The sequence below is a fragment of the Crocosphaera watsonii WH 8501 genome, from assembly GCF_000167195.1.
In the GTDB taxonomy this organism is placed as follows: Bacteria; Cyanobacteriota; Cyanobacteriia; order Cyanobacteriales; family Microcystaceae; genus Crocosphaera; species Crocosphaera watsonii.
The window spans coordinates 127,003-150,659 of the sequence record NZ_AADV02000002.1 but is presented as its reverse complement, the minus strand read 5'-3'; the positions used below and the strand labels follow the sequence as shown (position 1 = coordinate 150,659).

Annotated in this window: 15 protein-coding genes and 7 pseudogenes; 11 read left to right on the top strand and 11 right to left on the bottom strand. The window is 36.5% G+C overall.

Translation table 11 applies throughout. From position 1 onward, the window contains the following. Positions 1-9 precede the first annotated feature (9 nt). Positions 10-1,569, top strand: a complete 1,560-nt coding sequence (locus CWATDRAFT_RS04265; RefSeq protein WP_007303833.1) for a glycosyltransferase family 39 protein — start codon at positions 10-12, stop codon at positions 1,567-1,569. Here the strand turns inward: CWATDRAFT_RS04265 and CWATDRAFT_RS04260 are convergent. Next, complete coding sequence (locus CWATDRAFT_RS04260; RefSeq protein WP_007303832.1) at positions 1,566-2,210, bottom strand: Uma2 family endonuclease; 645 nt, start codon at positions 2,208-2,210, stop codon at positions 1,566-1,568. The two genes, CWATDRAFT_RS04265 and CWATDRAFT_RS04260, sit on opposite strands and share 4 nt — an antisense overlap. 392 nt (positions 2,211-2,602) lie before the next feature. On the opposite strand from CWATDRAFT_RS04260, the gene CWATDRAFT_RS04255 reads away from it, so the two are divergent. Next, positions 2,603-4,129 (top strand): IS5-like element ISCwa2 family transposase, encoded by a 1,527-nt coding sequence (locus CWATDRAFT_RS04255; RefSeq protein ID WP_007303831.1) that lies wholly within the window; start codon positions 2,603-2,605, stop codon positions 4,127-4,129. Positions 4,130-4,152: 23 nt separating this feature from the next. Continuing rightward, positions 4,153-5,049 (top strand): annotated as a pseudogene (locus CWATDRAFT_RS04250) (RNA-guided endonuclease InsQ/TnpB family protein); the annotation flags it as partial. A gap of 38 nt (positions 5,050-5,087) precedes the next feature. Here CWATDRAFT_RS04250 and dnaK read toward each other — a convergent pair. Then, entirely contained in the window at positions 5,088-7,310 is a 2,223-nt protein-coding gene (dnaK, locus tag CWATDRAFT_RS04245) for a molecular chaperone DnaK (RefSeq protein ID WP_007303828.1), read from the bottom strand. 264 nt (positions 7,311-7,574) lie between these two features. Here dnaK and CWATDRAFT_RS04240 point away from each other — a divergent pair, with 264 nt between their 5' ends. Both CWATDRAFT_RS04240 and CWATDRAFT_RS04235 read left to right on the top strand, forming a co-directional pair. After that, on the top strand, positions 7,575-8,795 hold the full coding sequence (locus CWATDRAFT_RS04240; protein ID WP_007303827.1) for an RNA-guided endonuclease InsQ/TnpB family protein: 1,221 nt from the start codon (positions 7,575-7,577) through the stop codon (positions 8,793-8,795). Between the two features lie 92 nt (positions 8,796-8,887). After that, on the top strand, positions 8,888-9,577 hold the full coding sequence (locus CWATDRAFT_RS04235) for a class I SAM-dependent methyltransferase (RefSeq protein WP_007303826.1): 690 nt from the start codon (positions 8,888-8,890) through the stop codon (positions 9,575-9,577). Positions 9,578-9,803: 226 nt separating this feature from the next. Here CWATDRAFT_RS04235 and CWATDRAFT_RS04230 read toward each other — a convergent pair. After that, a pseudogene (locus tag CWATDRAFT_RS04230) lies at positions 9,804-10,253 on the bottom strand (IS1634 family transposase); the annotation flags it as partial. Positions 10,254-10,382: 129 nt separating this feature from the next. Here CWATDRAFT_RS04230 and CWATDRAFT_RS04225 point away from each other — a divergent pair. Together CWATDRAFT_RS04225 and CWATDRAFT_RS04220 are read left to right on the top strand one after the other, a co-directional pair. Next, positions 10,383-11,909: an IS5-like element ISCwa2 family transposase gene (locus CWATDRAFT_RS04225; RefSeq protein WP_007303824.1), complete on the top strand. Its 1,527-nt coding sequence runs from the start codon at positions 10,383-10,385 to the stop codon at positions 11,907-11,909. 3 nt (positions 11,910-11,912) lie between these two features. Beyond that, positions 11,913-12,407, top strand: a complete 495-nt coding sequence (locus tag CWATDRAFT_RS04220; protein ID WP_007303823.1) for an anthrone oxygenase family protein — start codon at positions 11,913-11,915, stop codon at positions 12,405-12,407. A 92-nt stretch (positions 12,408-12,499) separates the two neighbouring features. Here CWATDRAFT_RS04220 and CWATDRAFT_RS04215 read toward each other — a convergent pair whose 3' ends face one another. The 3 genes from CWATDRAFT_RS04215 to CWATDRAFT_RS04205 all read right to left on the bottom strand — a co-directional run bounded on the left by CWATDRAFT_RS04215 (position 12,500) and on the right by CWATDRAFT_RS04205 (position 14,772). After that, entirely contained in the window at positions 12,500-13,384 is an 885-nt protein-coding gene (locus tag CWATDRAFT_RS04215) for an aspartoacylase (protein WP_007303822.1), read from the bottom strand. Positions 13,385-13,458: 74 nt separating this feature from the next. Then, positions 13,459-13,962 carry a YceD family protein gene (locus CWATDRAFT_RS04210; protein WP_007303821.1) on the bottom strand — a complete coding sequence of 168 codons (504 nt, stop codon included), beginning with the start codon at positions 13,960-13,962 and terminating at the stop codon, positions 13,459-13,461. Positions 13,963-13,998: 36 nt separating this feature from the next. Next, positions 13,999-14,772: a biotin--[acetyl-CoA-carboxylase] ligase gene (locus tag CWATDRAFT_RS04205; RefSeq protein WP_007303820.1), complete on the bottom strand. Its 774-nt coding sequence runs from the start codon at positions 14,770-14,772 to the stop codon at positions 13,999-14,001. A 96-nt stretch (positions 14,773-14,868) separates the two neighbouring features. Between CWATDRAFT_RS04205 and CWATDRAFT_RS04200 the strand changes: the two genes are divergently transcribed. Further along, positions 14,869-15,207 (top strand): P-II family nitrogen regulator, encoded by a 339-nt coding sequence (locus CWATDRAFT_RS04200; RefSeq protein WP_007303819.1) that lies wholly within the window; start codon positions 14,869-14,871, stop codon positions 15,205-15,207. A 395-nt stretch (positions 15,208-15,602) separates the two neighbouring features. On the opposite strand, the pseudogene CWATDRAFT_RS32845 reads toward CWATDRAFT_RS04200, so the two are convergent. After that, positions 15,603-16,259: pseudogene (locus tag CWATDRAFT_RS32845) on the bottom strand (tetratricopeptide repeat protein); the annotation flags it as partial. Between the two features lie 171 nt (positions 16,260-16,430). Between CWATDRAFT_RS32845 and CWATDRAFT_RS04185 the strand changes: the two are divergent. The 3 pseudogenes from CWATDRAFT_RS04185 to CWATDRAFT_RS41630 all read left to right on the top strand — a co-directional run. Further along, positions 16,431-17,645: pseudogene (locus CWATDRAFT_RS04185) on the top strand (IS5-like element ISCwa2 family transposase); the annotation flags it as partial. Positions 17,646-17,713: 68 nt separating this feature from the next. After that, positions 17,714-18,049, top strand: a pseudogene (locus CWATDRAFT_RS04180) (DUF6444 domain-containing protein); the annotation flags it as partial. 221 nt (positions 18,050-18,270) lie between these two features. Continuing rightward, positions 18,271-19,442, top strand: a pseudogene (locus tag CWATDRAFT_RS41630) (ISAzo13 family transposase). 213 nt (positions 19,443-19,655) lie between these two features. Here CWATDRAFT_RS41630 and CWATDRAFT_RS04165 read toward each other — a convergent pair. The 4 genes and pseudogenes from CWATDRAFT_RS04165 to CWATDRAFT_RS04150 form a co-directional block, all read right to left on the bottom strand. Continuing rightward, a complete protein-coding gene (locus CWATDRAFT_RS04165) occupies positions 19,656-20,486 on the bottom strand; it encodes an efflux RND transporter permease subunit (protein ID WP_007303813.1) in 831 nt (276 codons plus the stop codon). A gap of 137 nt (positions 20,487-20,623) precedes the next feature. Further along, the gene (locus CWATDRAFT_RS04160; protein ID WP_007303812.1) at positions 20,624-21,160 is read right to left on the bottom strand and encodes an efflux RND transporter periplasmic adaptor subunit; all 537 of its coding nucleotides are present in this window, start codon (positions 21,158-21,160) and stop codon (positions 20,624-20,626) included. Next, a protein-coding gene (locus CWATDRAFT_RS04155) for an IS5-like element ISCwa2 family transposase (RefSeq protein WP_085961738.1) occupies positions 21,142-22,667 on the bottom strand; the annotation gives its coding sequence in 2 pieces (ribosomal slippage) (positions 21,142-21,482 and positions 21,482-22,667; 1,527 coding nt in all). The genes CWATDRAFT_RS04160 and CWATDRAFT_RS04155 overlap by 19 nt, the downstream gene beginning before the upstream one ends. Positions 22,668-22,800: 133 nt before the next feature. Further along, positions 22,801-23,485 (bottom strand): annotated as a pseudogene (locus CWATDRAFT_RS04150) (ISKra4 family transposase); the annotation flags it as partial. Positions 23,486-23,657: the final 172 nt, after the last annotated feature.

Here is a 23,657-nt window from a genome sequence, read left to right as displayed (position 1 = left end):
AATTGTAAAATGTTAACTAAATTTAAAAATACTTCCCTCTATTTGCCAGCTATCTTAATTACCGCTTTACTATTAAGAGTAGTATTTCTAGGAAGCATACCCAGTGGTTTGTTTACCGATGAAGCATCCAATGCTTACGATGCTTATTCAATTCTTCATACTTTACGGGATCAATATGGAGAGTTTTTACCGTGGTATTTTAAATCAGCTAATGATTACCGTGAAGGACTTTATACGTACCTCATGGTTCCCTTCATTAAACTATTTGGATTAACCACTTTTGGAGCAAGAATTACTTCCGCTGTGATTGGAACCTTAACAGTTTTCATAGTGTACCATCTTGCTAAAGAAATTTTTAATCAAAAAATAGGTCTCTTATCTGCTCTATTTTTAGCAATATTACCCTGGCATATACATTTTAGTCGTGTCACGTTTCGAGCGATTTTGGTTCCCTGTTTATTTTGTTTAAGTCTTTTCTTATTTTTCAAGAGTTTTAAGCAGCCCAAATGGTTAGTTGCTTCAAGTTTACTATTTTGTATTAGTATCTATACGTACAATTCTTCTAGAGTTTTTATTCCTTTATTCTTACTGGGATTAGGTGCTATATATTGGGAACATCTTTGGAAAAATCGATATTATACAACGTGGGCTTTAATTGCTTTTTCTATTCTATTTATTCCTCAAATTATTTATCAATTATCTCCCGAAGGAATGGCTAGAGCTAATACAGTAGGAATTCAAACAGATTTTAATAAAATTGTTAGTGATTATTTTTCCTATTTTAGTTTAGATTTCTTGTTTTTTGAAGGTGATCCCAGTCCTCGTCATAAGATTAATAATATGGCCGGACTTTACTCATTTCAAATACCCTTAATTTTGGCAGGTTTACTACTCCTGATTAAAGAGAAAACCTATCATAAATGGATCTTATATATATGGTTAGTATTATACCCCATTCCTGCTGCTTTTATTTCTCCAGAGAGTGCGGTTAGGACTTTACTAGTTACTCCATTATTTGCGATTATTTCTGGTTATGCTGTTGGTAAAATAACTGACTTTTCTCAAGGTATATGGAAAAAGGCTGCCATATTTTTGCTCATGGGAGTTATGTTCGCTAATTTAGTTATTTATTCTCAGCGATATGTCTTTGAATATCCCCGTTGGCATACAGATGTTTGGTTATCAACTTTAGGAGAAACCATCAGCTATGCTGAAAAAACTTCTTATGAATGTATTGTTTATAGTGATCATGTTTATGGAACTTATGCTTATATCATGATCCCATTTTTTGCCCAAATGCCTCCCAGTCAATATCAACAATATGGGGTAGATGTTGTTCAAAATAAATTAGATATGGGAAGATGGAAAATTAAAGACTTGGAGAAATTAGAAACTCTTAATACTAGCTGTCTTTATCTTCTTTATGGGGAGTCCGATAGAGATAACCCTAAAGGAGAGGATGGAGAAATTATCGAGAATAAGGGTTATCAAGAAAAATTTATTCATTCTTTCAAAGACCTTAATGATGTTGAACGTTATCGTTTAGTTGAAATTGAGAAAAAGACTTAAATCATAATTTGTTCTTTCACCCATTCCCTAACAGCTTTGCGGAAAGTATGTCTTCCTAACTCACGGTATGATTCAATTAATCTGGGAATTTCTTTAATGTTAAGAGCAGGAAAAATAAAACTCTTTTCTGTTTCGATATAAGTTTCTTTTTCTAATTGATAAATTTTTAGTTTGCCAGAATCATAACACCATATTTCAGGAACGCCTAAACGAGCATAAATTGGCAAGCGATCTAAAGATTTACTGGTTAAATCAATTTCTAAAGCTAAATCTGGGGGAGGATCTTGATTTAAGTCAAAGGTTAATTTCCCTCTAATTAAGGGTTCGTTTTGGAAGTAGAAACAGTTATCCGGTTCAACTCCTGCTTGTTTAATTTCTCGTTTCCATGTGCTTGATCCTAAACATTCAAAGTCTAAGTCTAATATGTCAGCAGCATCCTTAATTGTATCGCTGATTCTTTCTTTAAAATATTCATGTTCGGGTAAAGGGGTCATAATTTCTAATGTTCCTTGATCATAAGCTATTCTAGCGGAACGGTTATTTCCTAAGTCTTTTAATAAGTTATTAAATTGTTGCCAACCAATATGATATAAAACAACTCGATCAGCTTTTGGGTTAGTAGGTTTGTCAGTGGTTAGCATGATTTTTTGATGTTATACACAGGTGGAGTGGTTTTAATAGTATTAAACCCCTACAACAAATCATTCATAAATTCTCATCCTCGTAGGGGCATAATACTATTATGCCCAAACTCTGTATTAAATTAAAACTGTTACGGTTCAATCAATTTTTTAGATTCTTGACGGCGATATTGAGCTTTTAATTGTCTTAATCTTAAAGGGGGATAAAGTAACATTCCTGTTAAGGGTAAACCAGAAGCAAGTAAACCTGTAATTAGGGTTTGCTGAATAAAAGCAAAACCCTATTCTTTAAAAGGTTACACCCATATTCGCGATCGCAAAAAAGATCAGCTTTGTCGGCTACAAACCGCTATAATTGGTAGAAACACCTCCCAGTTGTTGGTCAAGAACAAATGTATCGAAAAGAGGAGCAACCTTTACCGCCCCCAGAAAAATTTGAATTACCTTTCGAGGGCAAATTGTCCCCCAATAATCGTTGGGTAATCATGGCAGAGTTGATACCTTGGGATGATTTTGAGGAAGAATATGCTAAACTTTTTTCAGCAGAAAAAGGTGCGCCAGCCAAACTATTTAGAATGGCATTAGGGACATTAATTATTAAGGAAAAATTAGGAACAAGTGATAGAGAAAATATAGAACAGATTAGAGAAAATCCCTATCTACAATACTTTATAGGTTTAAATTGTTATCAACAAGAGCCACCACTGGAATCTTCAATGCTAGTTCATTTTAGGAAAAGAATTGATGGAGAATTGATAAACAAAATCAATAAAAAAATAGTAAAAAGAGAAATAGACAAGAGTGATAAAGAAGTAAAAAAAAAGGATTGTCTCCAAGAAAAAGGAGAAAAAATAAAAAATAAAGGTAAACTAATTTTAGATGCGACTTGTGCGCCAGCAGACATCAAATACCCAACGGATTTAGGCATATTAAATCAAGCCAGAATTGAGACAGAAAGAATAATAGATAATCTTTATAAACCATTAAGAGTAAAATTGAGAAAAAAGCCGAGAACTTCTAGAAAAATTGCTAGAAAGGAATACTTAAAAGTAGCTAAAAAACGAAAAGTATCTTATCAAGAAAGAAGAAAAGCTATCGGGAAACAGTTAAAATACCTTAAGAAAAATTTAGGAAATATAGAAGACTTAATTCAAGCTGGGGCTTCCCAGGAAAATCTGAGTAAAAGACAGAAAAATTGTCTAGAGACTATCAAAAAAGTTTATGAACAACAACAGTCAATGTGGGAGAATAAGACCCAGAGTGTTCCTCAAAGAATTGTAAGTTTAACTCAACCGCATATTCGTCCAATAGTGAGGGGAAAAGCAGGAAAACCAATAGAGTTTGGAGCTAAACTCTCAGTAAGCTGTGTAGATAACTATGTGTTTCTAGACAAAATAAGTTTGGAAAACTTCAATGAATCTTGTCATTTAAAAGAACAAGTAGAAAAGTATAAAGAAACGTTTGGCTATTATCCCGAATCCGTCCATGTAGATAAAATTTATCGAACTAGGGAAAACAGAAATTGGTGTAAGGAAAGAGGTATAAGAATCAGTGGTCCGAAGTTAGGAAGACCTCCGAAAAATGTCAGTGAAGAAGAAAAGAAACAAGCCCACTCCGATGAATGCTTCCGTAATGCTATTGAGGGAAAGTTTGGACAAGCTAAACGAAGATTTAGCCTAAATCTCGTGATGACAAAACTCCCTGAAACCTCCATTACATCTATTGCTATTACATTTTTAGTTGTCAATCTTTCTAAACTTCTGAGGCAGTTTTTGTCGCTTTTTTTGTCCTTATTTACTAATAATAGAACAGGGGAACTCATTAAACCACCTTTCATTAATTTTGATTATACTTTAAACAATTTTTATGTACTAAAACTTATTGATTTGTCAGAAAATTCTTGGTCAAAAGTGGCATAAATTTTGGAGAAACTTTTTCAGCAAACCCTAAGTATCCTAGATTTAAGTCGAAACGTGGTAGGCAGTCTATACAGTACCCTCAAAACGTCAAAGTATTTGATAACTACTTGAAAATTCCTAAAATTGGAGATGTAAAAGCAGTTATCCATAGACCTATTGAGGGTAAGATTAAAACTGTAACTATCAGTAAAAACTGTTGTGGTCAATACTTTGCTTCTATCTTATTTGATGATGGTAAAGAAAAGCCAGAAGCATCAACAGAAGGAAAAGCAGTCGGTATTGACGTAGGCTTAACCCATTTTGCTATTACCAGTGATGCCTCTAAATTTGATAATCCAAGATTTCTCACCAAATATGAAAAGAACTTAAAACTTAAGCAGCAATAACTATCTAGAAAACAAAAAGGTTCTAATAACCGTAATAACGCTAGAAGGAAAGTTGCAAAAGTACACCGTAAAATAGCTAACTGTCGTGAGGATTTTCTACACAAACTCTCTCGTAGGATTGTTGACGATAACCAAGTCATTGTGACAGAAAATCTTAACGTTAAAGGTATGATGAAAAACCATTGTCTGGCTAAAGCCATAGGACAAGTGGGATGGGGAATGTTCATGACCATGCTTAAATACAAAGCAGAACAAGATGGAAAAACCTATCTTGAAGTTGATCGGTTTTTCCCTTCCTCAAAGACTTGTCATGTTTGCTTAAATCAAGTGGGTAGTTTACCCCTTGATGTCAGAAAATGGACTTGTAATAACTGCCATACAACACACGACAGGGATGTTAATGCTGCAATTAACCTCAGAGAAGAGGGACTACGAATTTTGACCTGTGGGACACGGGACAAAGCCTATCGCCAGACTGTAAGCCGCAGTAATAGAGGACGCAAGAAATCTACTACTGTGCTTGTCTCTGGGTAGGAAACCCACGCTGTACGCTTGCGTCAGCGTGTGGTAGTTCAAAACCAATCATCATCCTCTTCATCCCATTGGTTTTCTTTGGGAATACGACGGGAGCGATCGCGGGTGTAATAGCTATCGGAGTCTTTGGGAGGATAGCGACGGGGTTCAGGAGAAGGACGACGGGATCGGGGACTGGGGCGATCGCCGCTGTCCCATTCATCGTATTCGTCATCGTAACGATCATTGCGTTCATAACGAGAAGGAGGAGAACCATAGGTTTGACGCTCATCATAACGACGTTCATCGTAACGGGGTTGTCCATAGTCTGATCTTTCTGGATAACGGGGTGTATCATAATCGTTACCATAACTTGAACCACGGGGAGTATAAGGATAGTCGTCCTCATCGTCTCCCACTAGGGTACGACGGATAGAATCAAAAATGCCCTCATCTTCTTCATCCTCATATTGTAAACGCACTTCTCGCTTCAGTTCGTACAAAACATCTTCTAAGTCTGCTTGCGCCCGATCTAGTCGTCTTTCGTCGTCTTTATCTAAACTATCCATGATCTCTGCATTTAAAGCTTCGATTTGACGACGATAACCACTGGTAAATTGGGTTCCAAAGTCCAAAGTAACGTCTTTTAAACGACGTAATGCCTGATCCGTTAGAGCTTTGGCCTTATTCCGTTTTTCGATCCTTTCCCTTCTCTGTCTATCTTCCTCAGCAAACTCCGCTGCTTCATTAATCATCCGATTAATTTCCCCTTCGCTAAGAGTAGAAGCACCTTGAACCACCACACTTTGTTCTCTGCCTGTGGTGCGATCGCGTGCCGTCACCTGTAAAATTCCGTTAGCGTCGATATCAAAAGCTACCTGCACTTGAGGAATGCCCCTTGGTGCTGGTGGTATCCCTGTTAATTTAAACCGTCCCAAGGATTTATTATCCTTAGACATTTCCCTTTCTCCTTGCACCACATGAACCTCTACCATAGTTTGATTATTTTCCCCAGTAGAAAAGATATCGGAACGACGTACAGGAATAGTGGTGTTACGGGGTATCAACTTTTTAGTGACACCTCCAATGGTTTCCAAACCCAAAGACAGAGGAGTAACATCCAATAACAAGATTTCTTTCACTTCCCCTGCCAAAATACCCGATTGAATGGCCGCCCCCACCGCTACTACTTCATCGGGGTTAACATTTTCGTTGGGTTCTTTATCGATAAAACTCCGTACCAGGGCTTTGATCATGGGCATTCTAGTCCCCCCACCCACTAACACCACCTCATCGATCTGTACAGGGGTTAATCTAGCATCGTTCAAAGCCCGTTTAATGGGACGAGTGAGACGACTTACTAAGTCTCCGCAGAGATCCTCGAATTGAGGGCGCATCAGACGGGTTTCTATGTGCTTGGAACCCTCTTCGGTGGCAGTAATGAAGGGGAGGTTAATATCGGTGACACTGACCCCTGATAGCTCAATTTTCGCCTTTTCTGCTGCTTCTGTCAGCCGTTGTAATGCTTGTCTATCTTTACGAAGGTCGACTTTTTCCTGTTCTAAAAATTGCTCGGCCAACCAATCGACAATGCGTTTATCAAAGTCTCCTCCTCCTAGTTGGGTATCCCCACTGGTAGCTCTGACTTCAAACACTCCATCTCCCACTTCCAACACAGATACATCGAAAGTTCCTCCTCCTAAGTCAAAGACGAGAATTTTTTGTGACCTTTCTTGATCCAACCCATAGGCCAATGACGCTGCTGTGGGTTCGTTGATAATTCGTAAAACCTCTAATCCAGCGATTCTGCCAGCGTCCCGAGTGGCTTGGCGTTGGGAATCGTTAAAATAGGCCGGAACGGTGATCACGGCTCCTGTAACAGGTTCTCCTAAGTAGCGTTCCGCTTCTTCTGCCAATTTACGGAGAATTTTAGCTGAAATTTCTTCGGGAGCAAAGTCTTTTTTGAGGCGAGGACATTTTATTTTAATGCTACCGTATTCATCCCGACGGATGGTGTAGGGAACTTGTTTTGATTCGGGGGTTAATTCTGGGTATTTTCGTCCCATAAACCGCTTCACCCCATAATAGGTGTTTTGGGGGTTCAAAACCGCTTGTCGTCTGGCCATTTGTCCAACGACTAATTCTCCATCTTTATTGAAGCCAACCACAGAAGGGGTAGTACGCATTCCTTCTGAGTTGGCGATCACGACTGGTTTTCCGCCTTCCATTACTGCAACGACAGAATTAGTTGTCCCCAGATCAATGCCGACTACTTTGCCCATGTGTGTTTGTTTCTCCAGCTACTCCATTTAATCGCGGATAGTGTTCGTTCGAGAGTTTAGCTTGATTATGTCTCGTTGACAATATTGTATCGAATTGTCATGCGTTATCGTTGCTCAGTTATCAAACGGATTTCGGAGTTCGGAGTTGATCTGGTTATTTTTGCAACTTATCGAAAAATTGGGTTTAAAACCTCCCCCTTTTAGGGGGACTTGATTTAGGGGTTGACATTACCTAACTGGTTAGTTTAACATAGTGTCGTAAGTTTGGTAAAGATAAGGTTAAAAGCGTACAAGTACCGTATATATCCAACAGAAGCCCAAAAAGACTTGTTAATTAGGTCTTTTGGGTGCGCTCGTTGGTTTTACAACTATGCTCTTAACCTAACAAGCCAAACCTACAAAGACACTGGTAAAGGGTTGAGTCGCAACGACATCATTAAACTTTTACCTACACTTAAAGAAGAGTACGAATGGCTGCCTGAAGCACCTTCACAAGCTTTACAGCAGGTAGCTTTAGACTTGTCCAGTGCGTTTCTTAACTTCTTTGGGAAGCGCGCCAAGTACCCTAATTTCAAGAAGAGGCATAAAAAACAATCTATCAGATTTCCTCAAGGAATCAAGCTAGAAGGGGACTACTTAACATTACCTAAAATAAAGAAAGTCTACTGTAAGGTATCTAAATTGCCCCAAGGTAAGCTTAAGTCCGTAACTGTTTCTATGACCCCCTCTGGTCAATTTTACGCCTCTTGCTTGTACGATGATGGGAAAGAAAAGCCTGAGCCTAACTCTCAAGGCAAGGCGGTCGGTATTGATGTAGGGTTAACCCATTTCGTTATAACTAGCGACGGTACTAAGCACGGTAATCCTAAATACTATCGTAAGTATGAGAAAAAGTTAGCAATTAAACAAAAACAACTTAGCCGTAAGCAAGAATGCTCTAGTAACCGTAATAAAGCTAAAGTTAAAGTTGCTAAGGTTCATGAAAAGATAAGCCGATGTCGTGAGGATTTTCTACACAAGCTAAGTCGTAATTTAGTTGACGAAAACCAAGTCATAGTAGTAGAAAATCTGGCGGTCAAAAACATGGTGCGGAATGCACCGCCGCTTTCCACCTTGAATTCAATTCAAGGTGGGTCGGCGGTTAAGAACCATAGCCTAGCCAAGTCTATTAGCGACGCTGGTTGGGGGATGTTCTGCACCATGCTTAAGTATAAAGCAGAATGGGAAGGAACAACTTACATTGAAGTTGATAGGTTTTTTCCTGGCTCTAAGACCTGTAACGTATGCCTAACACAAGTGGACAGTTTGCCACTTAATGTTAGAACCTGGACTTGTGAGCATTGTCAAACTACCCATGATCGTGACATAAACGCTGCTAAAAATATCAAAGATGAAGGATTACGAATTTTGGCGGGAGGGCATCTCGCTGCTGCTTCTGGAGTTCGAGTCAGACCAAGCAAAGGCACTGCTTTTGCAAGGCGTTGAGCGGTGAAGGAAGAATTCACTCGCCATAAGGGCAGTGGAGTTGTCAACAAGTTATGATATCCCTGTCACATTTATTCCCTTAAGATAAAATCATGAAACAGTGGTACGAAGAATTATTTGAAAATTACGCTCTTAAGTACGATCAAGAAGGGTTTACTAAAGGAACTGTTGGTGAGTGTGATTTTCTTGAAGAAGAAATTAATTATGATAAAAATACCAGAATATTAGATATCGGTTGTGGAACAGGCAGACATTCTATTGAATTGGCCAAACGAGGTTATCAAGTAGTAGGTATCGATTTGTCAGATTCCCTATTAAACAGGGCTAAAGACAAAGTGCTTGGGGAAAATTTATCTCTTGAGTTTTATAAACATGATGCTAGAAATTTACCTTTTATTGATGAATTCGATTTGGTCTATATTATGTGTGAAGGGGGATTTTGTTTAATGGAAACCGATGACATGAATTTCCAAATTCTTGCTAGTGCAGCTAAGGCTTTAAAACCTGGGGGACTGTTTATTTTTACGGCTTTAAATGCTTTATATCCCCTCTATCATTCCGTTAAAGATTTGATGGATGATAATATTAATTCTGGAAACACGGAAAATCATTCTTTTGATTTAATGACTTTTCGAGAGTCGAGCATTTTTAATATTGAAGATGATCTGGGCAACAAAAAAACAATTAACTGCAATGAAAGATATTATGTACCCTCAGAAATTACTTGGTTATTACAAACACTAAATTTTAACCCAGATTCCGCACTTCAAAATGTAGTATAAAAAAATACATAGTTTCAAAAAGTCCGAAAATCATACCTGGGCAAGAATATTTCTCTTTTCATTAAATTTTTAGGAAAAATAATCAAATTAAGAAGATTTATACTCATTGAAAACTTAGCAAGACTCAGCACAAACGAAGGAGAGTTTCCTCTTCTCATTTGATATCATTAGACTCTTATTCTTTTATTATTTTTGCTTTATCCAATTCAATTTATAGATAATATCTTTAACAAGATGCAGGTAATAAACTCAATATAAAACGCCTTTCTTCTGTTAAATTGACAATTTGTTTAACTCCGTTTAAAATCACATAATGAATACCTTGAAAACATTGAAATATCCACCTCAAAGTCGGACGCAATGTTACTTTCCCTACTTGATTATTTATTCCTTTTTTGACTCTTTTTAAACAATTTCTTAATTCTCTTTGCCCCAAGTTATAAATCAACAAACACAAAGACATTAAAAATAACATTGTTTCTATTCTTTCTGGTTTTTTAACGAAGAAACTATCAGTAAAAAATAAGGGATCTTTCAAAAATCGAAATCCTCTTTCCGTAGATTGCTGGTTTTTATAAGTTATCAGAATTTCACTAGCTTCTAATTTATTTTCCTCTACTAAGTTAGTTGCTAAAATAAATTTTCCTGCTTCTTTAGTCTTTCTACTTAGGGTTTGCTGAATAAAAGCAAAACCCTATTTTTTAAAAGGTTACACCCATATTCGCGATCGCAAAAAAGATCAGCTTTGTCTGCTACAAACCGCTATAATTGGTAGAAACACCTCCCAGTTGTTGGTCAAGAACAAATGTATCGAAAAGAGGAGCAACCTTTACCGCCCCCAGAAAAATTTGAATTACCTTTCGAGGGCAAATTGTCCCCCAATAATCGTTGGGTAATCATGGCAGAGTTGATACCTTGGGATGATTTTGAGGAAGAATATGCTAAACTTTTTTCAGCAGAAAAAGGTGCGCCAGCCAAACTATTTAGAATGGCATTAGGGACATTAATTATTAAGGGAAAATTAGGAACAAGTGATAGAGAAACTATAGAACAGATTAGAGAAAATCCCTATCTACAATACTTTATAGGTTTAAATTGTTATCAACAAGAGCCACCACTGGAATCTTCAATGCTAGTTCATTTTAGGAAAAGAATTGATGGAGAATTGATAAACAAAATCAATAAAAAAATAGTAAAAAGAGAAATAGACAAGAGTGATAAAGAAGTAAAAAAAAAGGATTGTCTCCAAGAAAAAGGAGAAAAAATAAAAAACAAAGGTAAACTAATTTTAGATGCGACTTGTGCGCCAGCAGACATCAAATACCCAACGGATTTAGGCATATTAAATCAAGCCAGAATTGAGACAGAAAGAATAATAGATAATCTTTATAAACCATTAAGAGTGAAATTGAGAAAAAAGCCGAGAACTTCTAGAAAAATTGCTAGAAAGGAATACTTAAAAGTAGCTAAAAAACGAAAAGTATCTTATCAAGAAAGAAGAAAAGCTATCGGGAAACAGTTAAAATACCTTAAGAAAAATTTAGGAAATATAGAAGACTTAATTCAAGCTGGGGCTTCCCTGGAAAATCTGAGTAAAAGACAGAAAAATTGTCTAGAGACTATCAAAAAAGTTTATGAACAACAACAGTCAATGTGGGAGAATAAGACCCAGAGTGTTCCTCAAAGAATTGTAAGTTTAACTCAACCGCATATTCGTCCAATAGTGAGGGGAAAAGCAGGGAAACCAATAGAGTTTGGAGCTAAACTCTCAGTAAGCTGTGTAGATAACTATGTGTTTCTAGACAAAATAAGTTGGGAAAACTTCAATGAATCTTGTCATTTAAAAGAACAAGTAGAAAAGTATAAAGAAACGTTTGGCTATTATCCCGAATCCGTCCATGTAGATAAAATTTATCGAACTAGGGAAAACAGAAATTGGTGTAAGGAAAGAAGGATAAGAATCAGTGGTCCGAAGTTAGGAAGACCTCCGAAAAATGTCAGTGAAGAAGAAAAGAAACAAGCCCACTCCGATGAATGCTTCCGTAATGCTATTGAGGGAAAGTTTGGACAAGCTAAACGAAGATTTAGCCTAAATCTCGTGATGACAAAACTCCCTGAAACCTCCATTACATCTATTGCTATTACATTTTTAGTTGCCAATCTTTCTAAACTTCTGAGGCAGTTTTTGTCGCTTTTTTTGTCCTTATTTACTAATAATAGAACAGGGGAACTCATCAGACCGCCTTTCATTAATTTTGATTATACTTTAAACAATTTTTATGTACTAAAACTTATTGATTTGTCAGAAAATTCTTGGTCAAAAGTGGCATAAATTTTGGAGAAACTTTTTCAGCAAACCCTAAGTATAGCCACACTTTTCTGTTCTTTGGTCGCTGGATTTTTGTTTGCTTTTGTCCTAGTAGTGATGCCGGGAATACAACGTTTAAATGACCGAGAGTTTATTCGTGCTTTTCAGGTGATAGATAGTATTATTCAGAACAATCAACCAATTTTTGTTTTAGTTTGGGTTGGTTCAGTAATATTTTTAATCACTTCTGCCATACTTGGCATTGGACAATTAAATCAATTTTTTCCTCTGCTTCTTGTTGGTACATTTATTTACATTTTTGGTGTTCAATTACCCACTTTTACCATTAATGTTCCACTGAATAATAAACTACAAACTTGGGATGTTATGGATATGGATGAAAGTACATTAAAAACAGCACGTTTAAACTTTGAACCCCGTTGGAATAAGTGGAATGTAATTAGGACATTGTTTGCCTGTTTAACATCTACTCTGTTAATAATTCTACTACTAGAAATTTGACCAAGGCAGTGAGATAGAATGTAGAATCAAATGTCATTCTATATTCTATCTCTGTAATTATCCATTATCCATTATCCATTATCCATTATCCATTATCCATTATTAAAATTTACAACTATTTCCCGTTGTTTAGCTAAACACATAGCAATTCCTTTTTCATAATAAGCTGCTTCATTCACAAAGACAGGGTAAACTGTTGAATCACCCTGATAAGTGATAGTTTTACCATCGAAAGTAATAAATAAATCATCCCCTGGATTAAGAGGTTTATAGTCTTTAAATTGTAAATTAGGGTGAATCATAGCTGCTATTTCTTCATTTATTCTGGGATAATCAAGTCTTTCAAATACTTCATAAAATCCTAATTTATGACTTTTTTCAGGAATTTGATCTTGATTTTTTTTGTCTAAATAATCTAATAAACTCTCAACAATCTTTTCTGTTTTAATAAATAAATTTGCATCTAAGACTCCCTGAGCAACTGCACCTATTTCAATGGTCAATCCTAATTCTGTATTACTTCTCAACAATTTATCTTTTTCCTTTGAAGCATAGAATAAAACCTTAATTTCGGGATAAATACTGCTTAAATAACTACAGAGTTGTAGATGAAAATCATCTGTATCAGAAAGAATAATTGTTAATCCCATATTAGCTGTTGTACTATGGAGATCCACAACAAAATTTATCTGCTCATTGAGTAGCTTTTGATGAATGGTTTTAGCTAAAAGTTGCTCATATAAAAAATTATCTAAATTGTCTATTTCCTCCGAACCAAAACAACGATTCAAATCAATTTCTGTATATCTAACTCTGGATTCAATTGCTCTAGGATTAGATAAAAATGGAAAAACTTTAAGAGTTGAACGCTCAATTAAATCGGGGTTTTGGAGATATTTTTTAATCAAATAAATTCCCGTCATCTCGTTGCCATGAGTACCACCAAAAAGAGCAACTTTATCAATCTTATTCACCATTTATCCCCCATTACTGAACTTAAGGAAACTGTTGTCAACTCACTTAAACCCCGTCATTAAGAACGGGGTCTTGTCTAGTTCTGTAATTGTTGCTTTAAAGCTTCTAAACCAGACCAACGACTATCAATTTTTGGTTCATTTTCCTCTGTTTTTGTTTTTGGGGGTTGACAATCTTTACCACATAATTGTCTTAAAGGAACCGCTAAACATAATTGTTCATAAAGCCAACCTTGAGCATCAAAATGTCCATCTGGGGATAAAGTTTCTGATAAATCTTCCAAAGAAACTTCTCTTTCTTGAGGATAATTTTGCGGTAACTCTGCGTCTTTATCTAACCAAATAATTTCCGAAGTATCTAGAGCAAGACGACGATTATACCGTTGTAAACAGCGATCGCAGGTTAAGGTAATAATAGTTTCTCCTTTAACCCCCACTTCCAAAAAAGTTCCTCCGTGACGAACCATCATTTTCCCACGAAAGGGGGTTAAACTTTGTAATTCAGGGATAAAATCATCAAAAACAAGGGTTTGGGTTCTATTGGGAGCGTTGAGTAAATGGGGAATATAAATCGCTTGCATAATCTTAAACCTTCCTCTTGTTAATGTTCAATTAGGTCATGTTTCCCCTTGTGAATAACCAAGGGATAGGGTTCCTGGTGGTAGTTTCAGGGTGGTTTTTGACCCAGGGGCCTGCAAAGAAACCTTTAACTCTCCTTGAGTGCTAACACCGATGATAGTTCCTGTCATTCCTTCAATGATAACTTTACGGCCGACACTATCCAAGATTTCTATATAATTTCTCAGTAAATTATCAATCCCATTGCTCAAATAATGGTCATAACCCCGAAAGACTCCATTGGTGGTAATGGCCGCTAAGGTTTCTAAACTGTCAATATTATGGGGTTTGTCGTAAGATTGAATGGTAATCCCTGGATCTGGTGTTTGATTACACCAATTAATCCCTACACCAATGACACAGTGGGTAATTGTCTCTTGTTGAATACGAGTTTCGCTTTTAATTCCCCCTAATTTTCTGCCTTGCAAAATAAGATCATTAGGCCACTTTAATTTTACGGGTAGTCCATAACGAGGTAAATTCTCAGCAATACCCCAAGCACTGAAGAGGGTTAAATGGGGAGCATTTTGGGCTGTTATCTGCAATTTTAGACCGATGGATAGATAAAGTCCCCCCACCGCAGAAACCCAGTTTCTGCCCCATTGTCCCCTTCCTGCTGTTTGTTGAGAAGCGATCGCCATCAGAGGGAAGGGGTTTCCCTCTGCTAATAAGTCCCAAACCACTTGATTTGTGGAGGTAACTGTATCAAAGATATGTAGGGGAAGTTCAGGTTTTTGTAACTGGATTTGGATTTTTCGAGGATCAATACTCATCAATACTTAAAAATCTTAGGGTTTATGGGCAACTGGGTGGGAATTTATATCTATAGTAGACAACGAGTAAACCTAGATTACGAGGAGTAACCCACTTTGAAAAAGGTAGAAGCGATTATCCGCCCCTTTAAATTAGACGAAGTAAAGATCGCTTTAGTCAATGCGGGAATTGTTGGTATGACAGTTTCTGAGGTTCGGGGGTTTGGACGACAAAAAGGACAAACCGAACGTTATCGCGGTTCGGAATATACGGTAGAATTTCTACAAAAATTGAAGCTGGAAATTGTGGTTGAGAATGATCAGGTAGCAATGGTTATTGACAAGCTGAGAGGGGCTGCACGTACAGGGGAAATTGGAGATGGCAAGATTTTTGTTTCTCCTGTCGACCAGGTTATTCGCATTCGCACTGGAGAAAGCGATCTCGAAGCGATTTAACCTAATTCCCTGGCTAAAAACCCAATTGAGGGTATTATCTGGACATATAGCACTTCTCATACTCGTGAGGTACATAGTTTGTTGTAGAGACGTTGCATGCAACGTCTCTACAGGAGGGCAGGGTGTACCTCATAAGTCTAAGAAACGCTATAATGCCATTTGCGGCCATAATAATATTATGTCCCTACAATAGATATTTATTGTTTCAATTTATTCATTATTTTTTCGTCGTAACCTTCGTCTAGTGATCTCAATCCGTTATATTCGTTATAATCGGCCATCTTAAGCTCTATCATCCGTTCTAGTATATTTATAGGCGGACGAAAAGAATTAGTAGGATGAAATAAATTGCATACTTTAATGCAAACTTCATCATAATCAAGTTGCAATTCTCTTGCTTTGAGATAGGATTCTAAGGCCTCGTCATGCTTTCCTAAGAAAAATAACACATTCCCTCGACAATACCAGGCTTCATAATCATTAGATGAAATTTCTAATGCTTTATCCCAAGAAGTGATCGTCTCTTCTAGCCTTCCTAAGTTATGTAAAGCAATCCCTCGGTTATACCAAGCTTTATCTTTATCTGGTTTAATTTCTAATGCTTGATCATAAGATGCGATCGCCTCTTCATATCTTCCTAAGTTATATAAAGCATTCCCTCGAAAATACCAAGCTTGATGATCATCAGGTTTAATTTCTAATGCTTTGTTGTATGATGCGATCGACTCTTCATATCCTCCTAAGTTACCTAAAGCATTCCCTCGGTTATTCCAAGCTTCATGTTTATCAGGTTTAATTTCTAAAGCTTTGTTGTATGATGCGATCGACTCTTCATATCCCCCTAAGTTACCTAAAGCATTCCCTCGGTTATTCCAAGCTTCATGTTTATCAGGTTTAATTTCTAAAGCTTTGTCGTAGGATGCGATCGCCTCTTCATATCTTCCTAAGTTACGTAAAGCAACCCCTCGGTTATTCCAAGCTTGATGATCATCAGGTTTAATTTCTAAAGCTTTGTCGTAGGATGTGATCTCCTCTTCATATCTTTCTAACTGTCTTAATTCTTCTTCAGATTCTGCTAACTTATTTAGGGTTTGCTGAATAAAAGCAAAACCCTATTCTTTAAAAGGTTACACCCATATTCGCGATCGCAAAAAAGATCAGCTTTGTCGGCTACAAACCGCTATAATTGGTAGAAACACCTCCCAGTTGTTGGTCAAGAACAAATGTATCGAAAAGAGGAGCAACCTTTACCGCCCCCAGAAAAATTTGAATTACCTTTCGAGGGCAAATTGTCCCCCAATAATCGTTGGGTAATCATGGCAGAGTTGATACCTTGGGATGATTTTGAGGAAGAATATGCTAAACTTTTTTCAGCAGAAAAAGGTGCGCCAGCCAAACTATTTAGAATGGCATTAGGGACATTAATTATTAAGGAAAAATTAGGAACAAGTGATAGAGAAACTATAGAACAGATTAGAGAAAATCCCTATCTACAATACTTTATAGGTTTAAATTGTTATCAACAAGAGCCACCACTGGAATCTTCAATGCTAGTTCATTTTAGGAAAAGAATTGATGGAGAATTGATAAACAAAATCAATAAAAAAATAGTAAAAAGAGAAATAGACAAGAGTGATAAAGAAGTAAAAAAAAAGGATTGTCTCCAAGAAAAAGGAGAAAAAATAAAAAACAAAGGTAAACTAATTTTAGATGCGACTTGTACGCCAGCAGACATCAAATACCCAACGGATTTAGGCATATTAAATCAAGCCAGAATTGAGACAGAAAGAATAATAGATAATCTTTATAAACCATTAAGAGTAAAATTGAGAAAAAAGCCGAGAACTTCTAGAATAATTGCTAGAAAGGAATACTTAAAAGTAGCTAAAAAACGAAAAGTATCTTATCAAGAAAGAAGAAAAGCTATCGGGAAACAGTTAAAATACCTTAAGAAAAATTTAGGAAATATAGAAGACTTAATTCAAGCTGGGGCTTCCCTGGAAAATCTGAGTAAAAGACAGAAAAATTGTCTAGAGACTATCAAAAAAGTTTATGAACAACAACAGTCAATGTGGGAGAATAAGACCCAGAGTGTTCCTCAAAGAATTGTAAGTTTAACTCAACCGCATATTCGTCCAATAGTGAGGGGAAAAGCAGGAAAACCAATAGAGTTTGGAGCTAAACTCTCAGTAAGCTGTGTAGATAACTATGTGTTTCTAGACAAAATAAGTTGGGAAAACTTCAATGAATCTTGTCATTTTAAAGAACAAGTAGAAAAGTATAAAGAAACGTTTGGCTATTATCCCGAATCCGTCCATGTAGATAAAATTTATCGAACTAGGGAAAACAGAAATTGGTGTAAGGAAAGAGGGATAAGAATCAGTGGTCCGAAGTTAGGAAGACCTCCGAAAAATGTCAGTGAAGAAGAAAAGAAACAGTAATTGCTCACCGCAATAAAGAATCTGTCTTGACAACATAAAGGTAAAATCGGGGATTTTTATGTATAGTGGGGGTTATGACCACAAATGCTACCATTGATTCAAAGCTAGTTAGAGCTATCGCCGATGAACAGTTGGCGAACAATGTCTTCATGATTGAGTGGCTAGTCAAGGCACAACAACAGTTATCTCTTCAACAAAGACTGATTGACCAGCAACAACAACAAATCTCTACACAACAGCAAGAAATTGAAAAATTGAAAGAAGAGAGAGATAAGCTAAAAAACCGTAACTCAAAAAACAGTTCAGTCCCCCCATCATCAGACCAACTAAAAAAGCCTTCTGACAAAAAGAAACGCAAAAAAGGATTTAAACGCGGACCAAAATATGACCACCCAGGGAAGGTGATTTCCGAGAAAGCTTTTCCCATAGGGGGTAATCGCTTGGACTAAAGGCTTTCAAGAAATAAAAGGAACAGAGAGTTAGCGGATCTTGGTACACAACTTTAAAATTTCATAATTGGCTTGTCTGAAAAAACAGAAGGAATAGATTAAAATGAAGAGGTAAAAAGATTAGAGAGAGTAAATTAAAGCTAAAACAGACAAATCATCCCTTAACCCCGTCGATGGTCGATGATTTACGTTTAGCAGCCTCAAAAATGACGGGAGCAGAGCGTCGTTCATTTCAAGCTGAAATGTGTCTCAAGTATTGTGGAGGAAGTGCCAGACAAACCGAAATCGTGTTTGGTTGGGGGAGAAAAAATGTTCAACTTGGATTACATGAAAAACGAACTGGGATAGTGTGTTTAGGATTACAATCAGTCAATAGTGGATGTAAAAAATGGGAGGAAAGATACCCAATAGTTGCCCAATCATTGAAAGAAATAGCCGAAGCTCACGCACAACAAAACCCCACATTTAATAACCCCATTGCCTATACAAGATTAACGGCGGCTGAAGCCATTAAACAATTAAGAAATCTAGGATATAATGGAGAGGAGGTTCCTGCTGCTTCGACAATGGCAGATATTTTAAATCGTTTGGGCTATCGATTAAGAAAAGTGGTAAAAGCTAAACCTAAAAAAAAATCTCGGAGACAGACGCTATCTTCGAGAATATAGAGAAAAAAGATAGAAAAAAAGACCCTTCTGTGAAACGTTTAAGTATGGATTGTAAAGCAACTGTGGAAATAGGAGAATATTCACGTGGCGGACAAACCAGAGGTTATAATCAAGCTCAAGATCATGATATGGGAACTAAAGAAAAATACGTTCCTTGTGGGATTGTAGATGAAGATACAGGGCAACTTTATGTAACTTTTGGAAGTTCTTATAAAACGAGTGATTTCATGGTAGATAACTTGGAGCAATGGTGGACAAGTCTGAGTATAAATGAAAAGCAGCAACTAGAGAACATCCAAATTAAAGTTGATAATGGACCAGAAAATAGTGGAATAAGAAGGCAATTTTTGAAGAGAATGGTAGAGTTTGCCGACCAAACTAAGAAATCTATTCAATTACTATATTTTCCTCCTTATCACAGTAAATATAATCCCATAGAAAGATGTTGGGGAATTTTAGAGAGGCATTGGAAAGGAACACTTCTGAGAAATGCTCAAACGATGTTAGCTTGGGTAAAAACTATGACATGGAAAGGCTTAAATCCGATAGTTAAGTTAAGTAAAAAAGTTTATCAAAAAGGCATTTCTTTAACGAAAAAAGAGATGAAGGAAATTGAGAAACGTTTAGAACGTAATCCTCACTTACCTAAATGGGATATTTTGATTAGACCCAGTTAGTCTAAAAAGTTAATAAGAGTGTAAAATTAAGTGAATTTCCTTTTTAAAAATAGTCAAAGCTAATTTAAAAGTTAGCGTATTTCTTTCTTTTAGATAGGGAGGTTTTTGTTCGCGGAAAGTATCCGCGAACAACTTTTTATTTTTCCCTTTTCGCTTATTTGAGATGTTCTACAAACAGATTCTGAGAATGGGTGGGAAACTTTTTCTTGGAAATCACCTAATTGCTATATCTGAGGGTGGTTGTTTAATTCCTTTACTGACTAAGGCAATATCCCCCACACGGGTGATTTGACTAGAAATAGAAGATTGTAGAGGTATTTGTTTAATTCTCTCTAAACTGTCTAACTCTGTATCAACTTCTAGCAATAACTCATTTTCTAGGTTTCTGAGTTGTCCTGATGCGACTTTAGCGTCACTTTCGTCAATGGTTTGAGCCACTTGTTGTGGGGTTAACCCTAAACTAGATAGGGTAATGGGGTTAATTTCCACTAAAATCTCTTCATCGGGTTCTCCTCGTAATTCTGCTTCTTCTGTCCCCGAAATTGACCGTAATTCATCTTCTAGCATCTTCGCACGACGGCGTAATATAGCATAGTTTGGTTCATTATCCGCCTCCCAGGTTAGGCCAATTAACATTGCATAGGCTTTGATTTTTAATTCCTCAAATTCGGGTTCGGTTGCTTCTTTGGGGAGATTAACTTGAGCATCATTCAGTTTACCTCGGACTTGGGACCAAATTGGATCAACTTCCTTAACTGAGTCTTCTAACTCTACAGTAATTAAGGAAAGTCCCCTTTGAGAAACGGATTCTAAGTTTTTAATTTCCTCAATATCTTGCAATTTATCCTCTAATTTCTCGGTTATTAGCGATTCCACCCGTTCAGCATTTGTTCCTGGCCAAAAAGTGGTGATGGTTGCTACCCGTGATAGGAGTTCAGGATCTTCCATACGCGGAAGTAGTTGAAAGGAAGATAACCCCACAAAAAGGATTAGGAGAATTGTTAGGATTAATAAGCGTAAATTTCGATAAAAGATAGTAGCCATTTTATGAAGTCAGAAGTCAGAAGTTTCTCAATACGTAGAGTGTGCTATCCCACAGAAATGTAATTCAGAAGTGTAATTGATAGAAAATCAAGATCAGAAATGTAATTGATAAAAAATCCATAATTGTTAACTGTTAACTATTCACTGATCACAATTTGTCCTGGTACAACTCGTTGAGTTCCTTGAGTAATAACCCTATCCCCTGGGTTAATCGTTCCTCTGACTAAAATTCGACTACTTTCGGTATATAAAATCTCTATATCTCTTTTTTCAACTATTTGTGTGCCATTTTCCCCTTCAATAACCACATAACAAGACCACAAACCCCAATCGCCTTTAATTAACGCTGTAGTCGGTAACCAAAACCCTGATTGAGCAATGGTTTCATTCACATTTAAACGAGCGATCGCACCTTGGGGAACTCTAAACCCTGCACTGGATTCTAGGTTTAAAATGATGGTCTGAGTACGGGTAGCAGCATCTACTTCTGGTAAAATTGCAGAAAGCTTGGCACCATACTGTTTATTATTAATTAATACAGAATATTGACTTTTACGCCTAATTATGCTTATTTTATCGACGGGAATCCCAATTCTCACCTCTAACTTGCCATCTTCCACTAATTTAGGGTTTGCTGAAAAAGTTTCTCCAAAATTTATGCCACTTTTGACCAAGAATTTTCTGACAAATCAATAACTTTTAGTACATAAAAATTGTTTAAAGTATAATCAAAATTAATGAAAGGCGGTTTGATGAGTTTCCCTGTTCTATTATTAGTAAATAAGGACAAAAAAAGCGACAAAAACTGCCTCAGAAGTTTAGAAAGATTGACAACTAAAAATGTAATAGCAATAGATGTAATGGAGGTTTCAGGGAGTTTTGTCATCACGAGATTTAGGCTAAATCTTCGTTTAGCTTGTCCAAACTTTCCCTCAATAGCATTACGGAAGCATTCATCGGAGTGGGCTTGTTTCTTTTCTTCTTCACTGACATTTTCGGAGGTCTTCCTAACTTCGGACCACTGATTCTTATCCCTCTTTCCTTACACCAATTTCTGTTTTCCCTAGTTCGATAAATTTTATCTACATGGACGGATTCGGGATAATAGCCAAACGTTTCTTTATACTTTTCTACTTGTTCTTTTAAATGACAAGATTCATTGAAGTTTTCCAAACTTATTTTGTCTAGAAACACATAGTTATCTACACAGCTTACTGAGAGTTTAGCTCCAAACTCTATTGGTTTTCCTGCTTTTCCCCTCACTATTGGACGAATATGCGGTTGAGTTAAACTTACAATTCTTTGAGGAACACTCTGGGTCTTATTCTCCCACATTGACTGTTGTTGTTCATAAACTTTTTTGATAGTCTCTAGACAATTTTTCTGTCTTTTACTCAGATTTTCCAGGGAAGCCCCAGCTTGAATTAAGTCTTCTATATTTCCTAAATTTTTCTTAAGGTATTTTAACTGTTTCCCGATAGCTTTTCTTCTTTCTTGGTAAGATACTTTTCGTTTTTTAGCTACTTTTAAGTATTCCTTTCTAGCAATTTTTCTAGAAGTTCTCGGCTTTTTTCTCAATTTTACTCTTAATGGTTTATAAAGATTATCTATTATTCTTTCTGTCTCAATTCTGGCTTGATTTAATATGCCTAAATCCGTTGGGTATTTGATGTCTGCTGGCGCACAAGTCGCATCTAAAATTAGTTTACCTTTATTTTTTATTTTTTCTCCTTTTTCTTGGAGACAATCCTTTTTTTTTACTTCTTTATCACTCTTGTCTATTTCTCTTTTTACTATTTTTTTATTGATTTTGTTTATCAATTCTCCATCAATTCTTTTCCTAAAATGAACTAGCATTGAAGATTCCAGTGGTGGCTCTTGTTGATAACAATTTAAACCTATAAAGTATTGTAGATAGGGATTTTCTCTAATCTGTTCTATAGTTTCTCTATCACTTGTTCCTAATTTTTCCTTAATAATTAATGTCCCTAATGCCATTCTAAATAGTTTGGCTGGCGCACCTTTTTCCGCTGAAAAAAGTTTAGCATATTCTTCCTCAAAATCATCCCAAGGTATCAACTCTGCCATGATTACCCAACAATTATTGGGGGACAATTTGCCCTCGAAAGGTAATTCAAATTTTTCTGGGGGCGGTAAAGGTTGCTCCTCTTTTCGATACATTTGTTCTTGACCAACAACTGGGAGGTGTTTCTACCAATTATAGCGGTTTGTAGCCGACAAAGCTGATCTTTTTTGCGATCGCGAATATGGGTGTAACCTTTTAAAGAATAGGGTTTTGCTTTTATTCAGCAAACCCTAAATAATAAAGCGGATTAGTTAACTTCTGACTATTAACCCAATCGATTAAAGATTGATTATCCTCAAAAAAAGCACCGTAATATATTCCTTGTAATCTAGCAGTTTTATATTCTTTCCAATAACTTTTTTCCCCGTCTTCTCCTCTTAATCTGATTTTCCCTCCATCTACAGCAACCTCTGAACAGCCTTGTTTTACTTCTGGTAATAAATTGTCGATTCTCTGGACTTTTCGATGATGGGTTGAATGTCCAACTTTAAAGCCCATTAATAATAACATATCCTTCTCCGCATTCTGATAAGATTCATTGGCACTTAAGAGCAAACAACACTTTTCTAGAAGGGGACTATGACGAGTATAAGGATTAACGCCTAAGCGGTCACATTGTTTTTCAGTTATTTTTAATTGTCCCACACAACTTTTTATTTTCCGATTTCTTCCTTTTCTCGTTTTTGTTTTTCTTTCGATAAAAAAAGCGGTGCGAACCCGCGTCGTCTTACGGCGCAAGGGAAGGCGCAACAAGACGGGCTATTTGTGGACTAACATTCTCTAAAACCTGCTCCCTCACAGCAGTTTCGATGTCTTCAAGAGTCTCTAAAGAGTCAGGGTCTGCATTTTTATAAAGTATTTCACTTGCTCTGTTTATACAAGCTTCAAGTTCAAGTCTTTCTAATGGAGTCATAATGAGATAATTCTCAATGTTTACACCCCCATTATGTCAGAATTAATTGATGGAAGGTAAATATTTAAACTTATTCGCGAATAAGTTTCGCGAAGTATCTGCATCCTTTTAAACTGTCTAAATACAAAAATGGGATGCTCCCCAATTATCTGACTATTGTAAACTTTCTATA

Coding starts and splice junctions, on each gene's coding strand:
- CWATDRAFT_RS04165 (WP_007303813.1), bottom strand. CDS start 20,486: ATGGCTACTATCTTTTATCGAAATTTACGCTTATTAATCCTAACAATT.
- CWATDRAFT_RS04265 (WP_007303833.1), top strand. CDS start 10: ATGTTAACTAAATTTAAAAATACTTCCCTCTATTTGCCAGCTATCTTA.
- CWATDRAFT_RS04255 (WP_007303831.1), top strand. CDS start 2,603: ATGTATCGAAAAGAGGAGCAACCTTTACCGCCCCCAGAAAAATTTGAA.
- dnaK (WP_007303828.1), bottom strand. CDS start 7,310: ATGGGCAAAGTAGTCGGCATTGATCTGGGGACAACTAATTCTGTCGTT.
- CWATDRAFT_RS04235 (WP_007303826.1), top strand. CDS start 8,888: ATGAAACAGTGGTACGAAGAATTATTTGAAAATTACGCTCTTAAGTAC.
- CWATDRAFT_RS04225 (WP_007303824.1), top strand. CDS start 10,383: ATGTATCGAAAAGAGGAGCAACCTTTACCGCCCCCAGAAAAATTTGAA.
- CWATDRAFT_RS04260 (WP_007303832.1), bottom strand. CDS start 2,210: ATGCTAACCACTGACAAACCTACTAACCCAAAAGCTGATCGAGTTGTT.
- CWATDRAFT_RS04215 (WP_007303822.1), bottom strand. CDS start 13,384: ATGGTGAATAAGATTGATAAAGTTGCTCTTTTTGGTGGTACTCATGGC.
- CWATDRAFT_RS04210 (WP_007303821.1), bottom strand. CDS start 13,962: ATGCAAGCGATTTATATTCCCCATTTACTCAACGCTCCCAATAGAACC.
- CWATDRAFT_RS04205 (WP_007303820.1), bottom strand. CDS start 14,772: ATGAGTATTGATCCTCGAAAAATCCAAATCCAGTTACAAAAACCTGAA.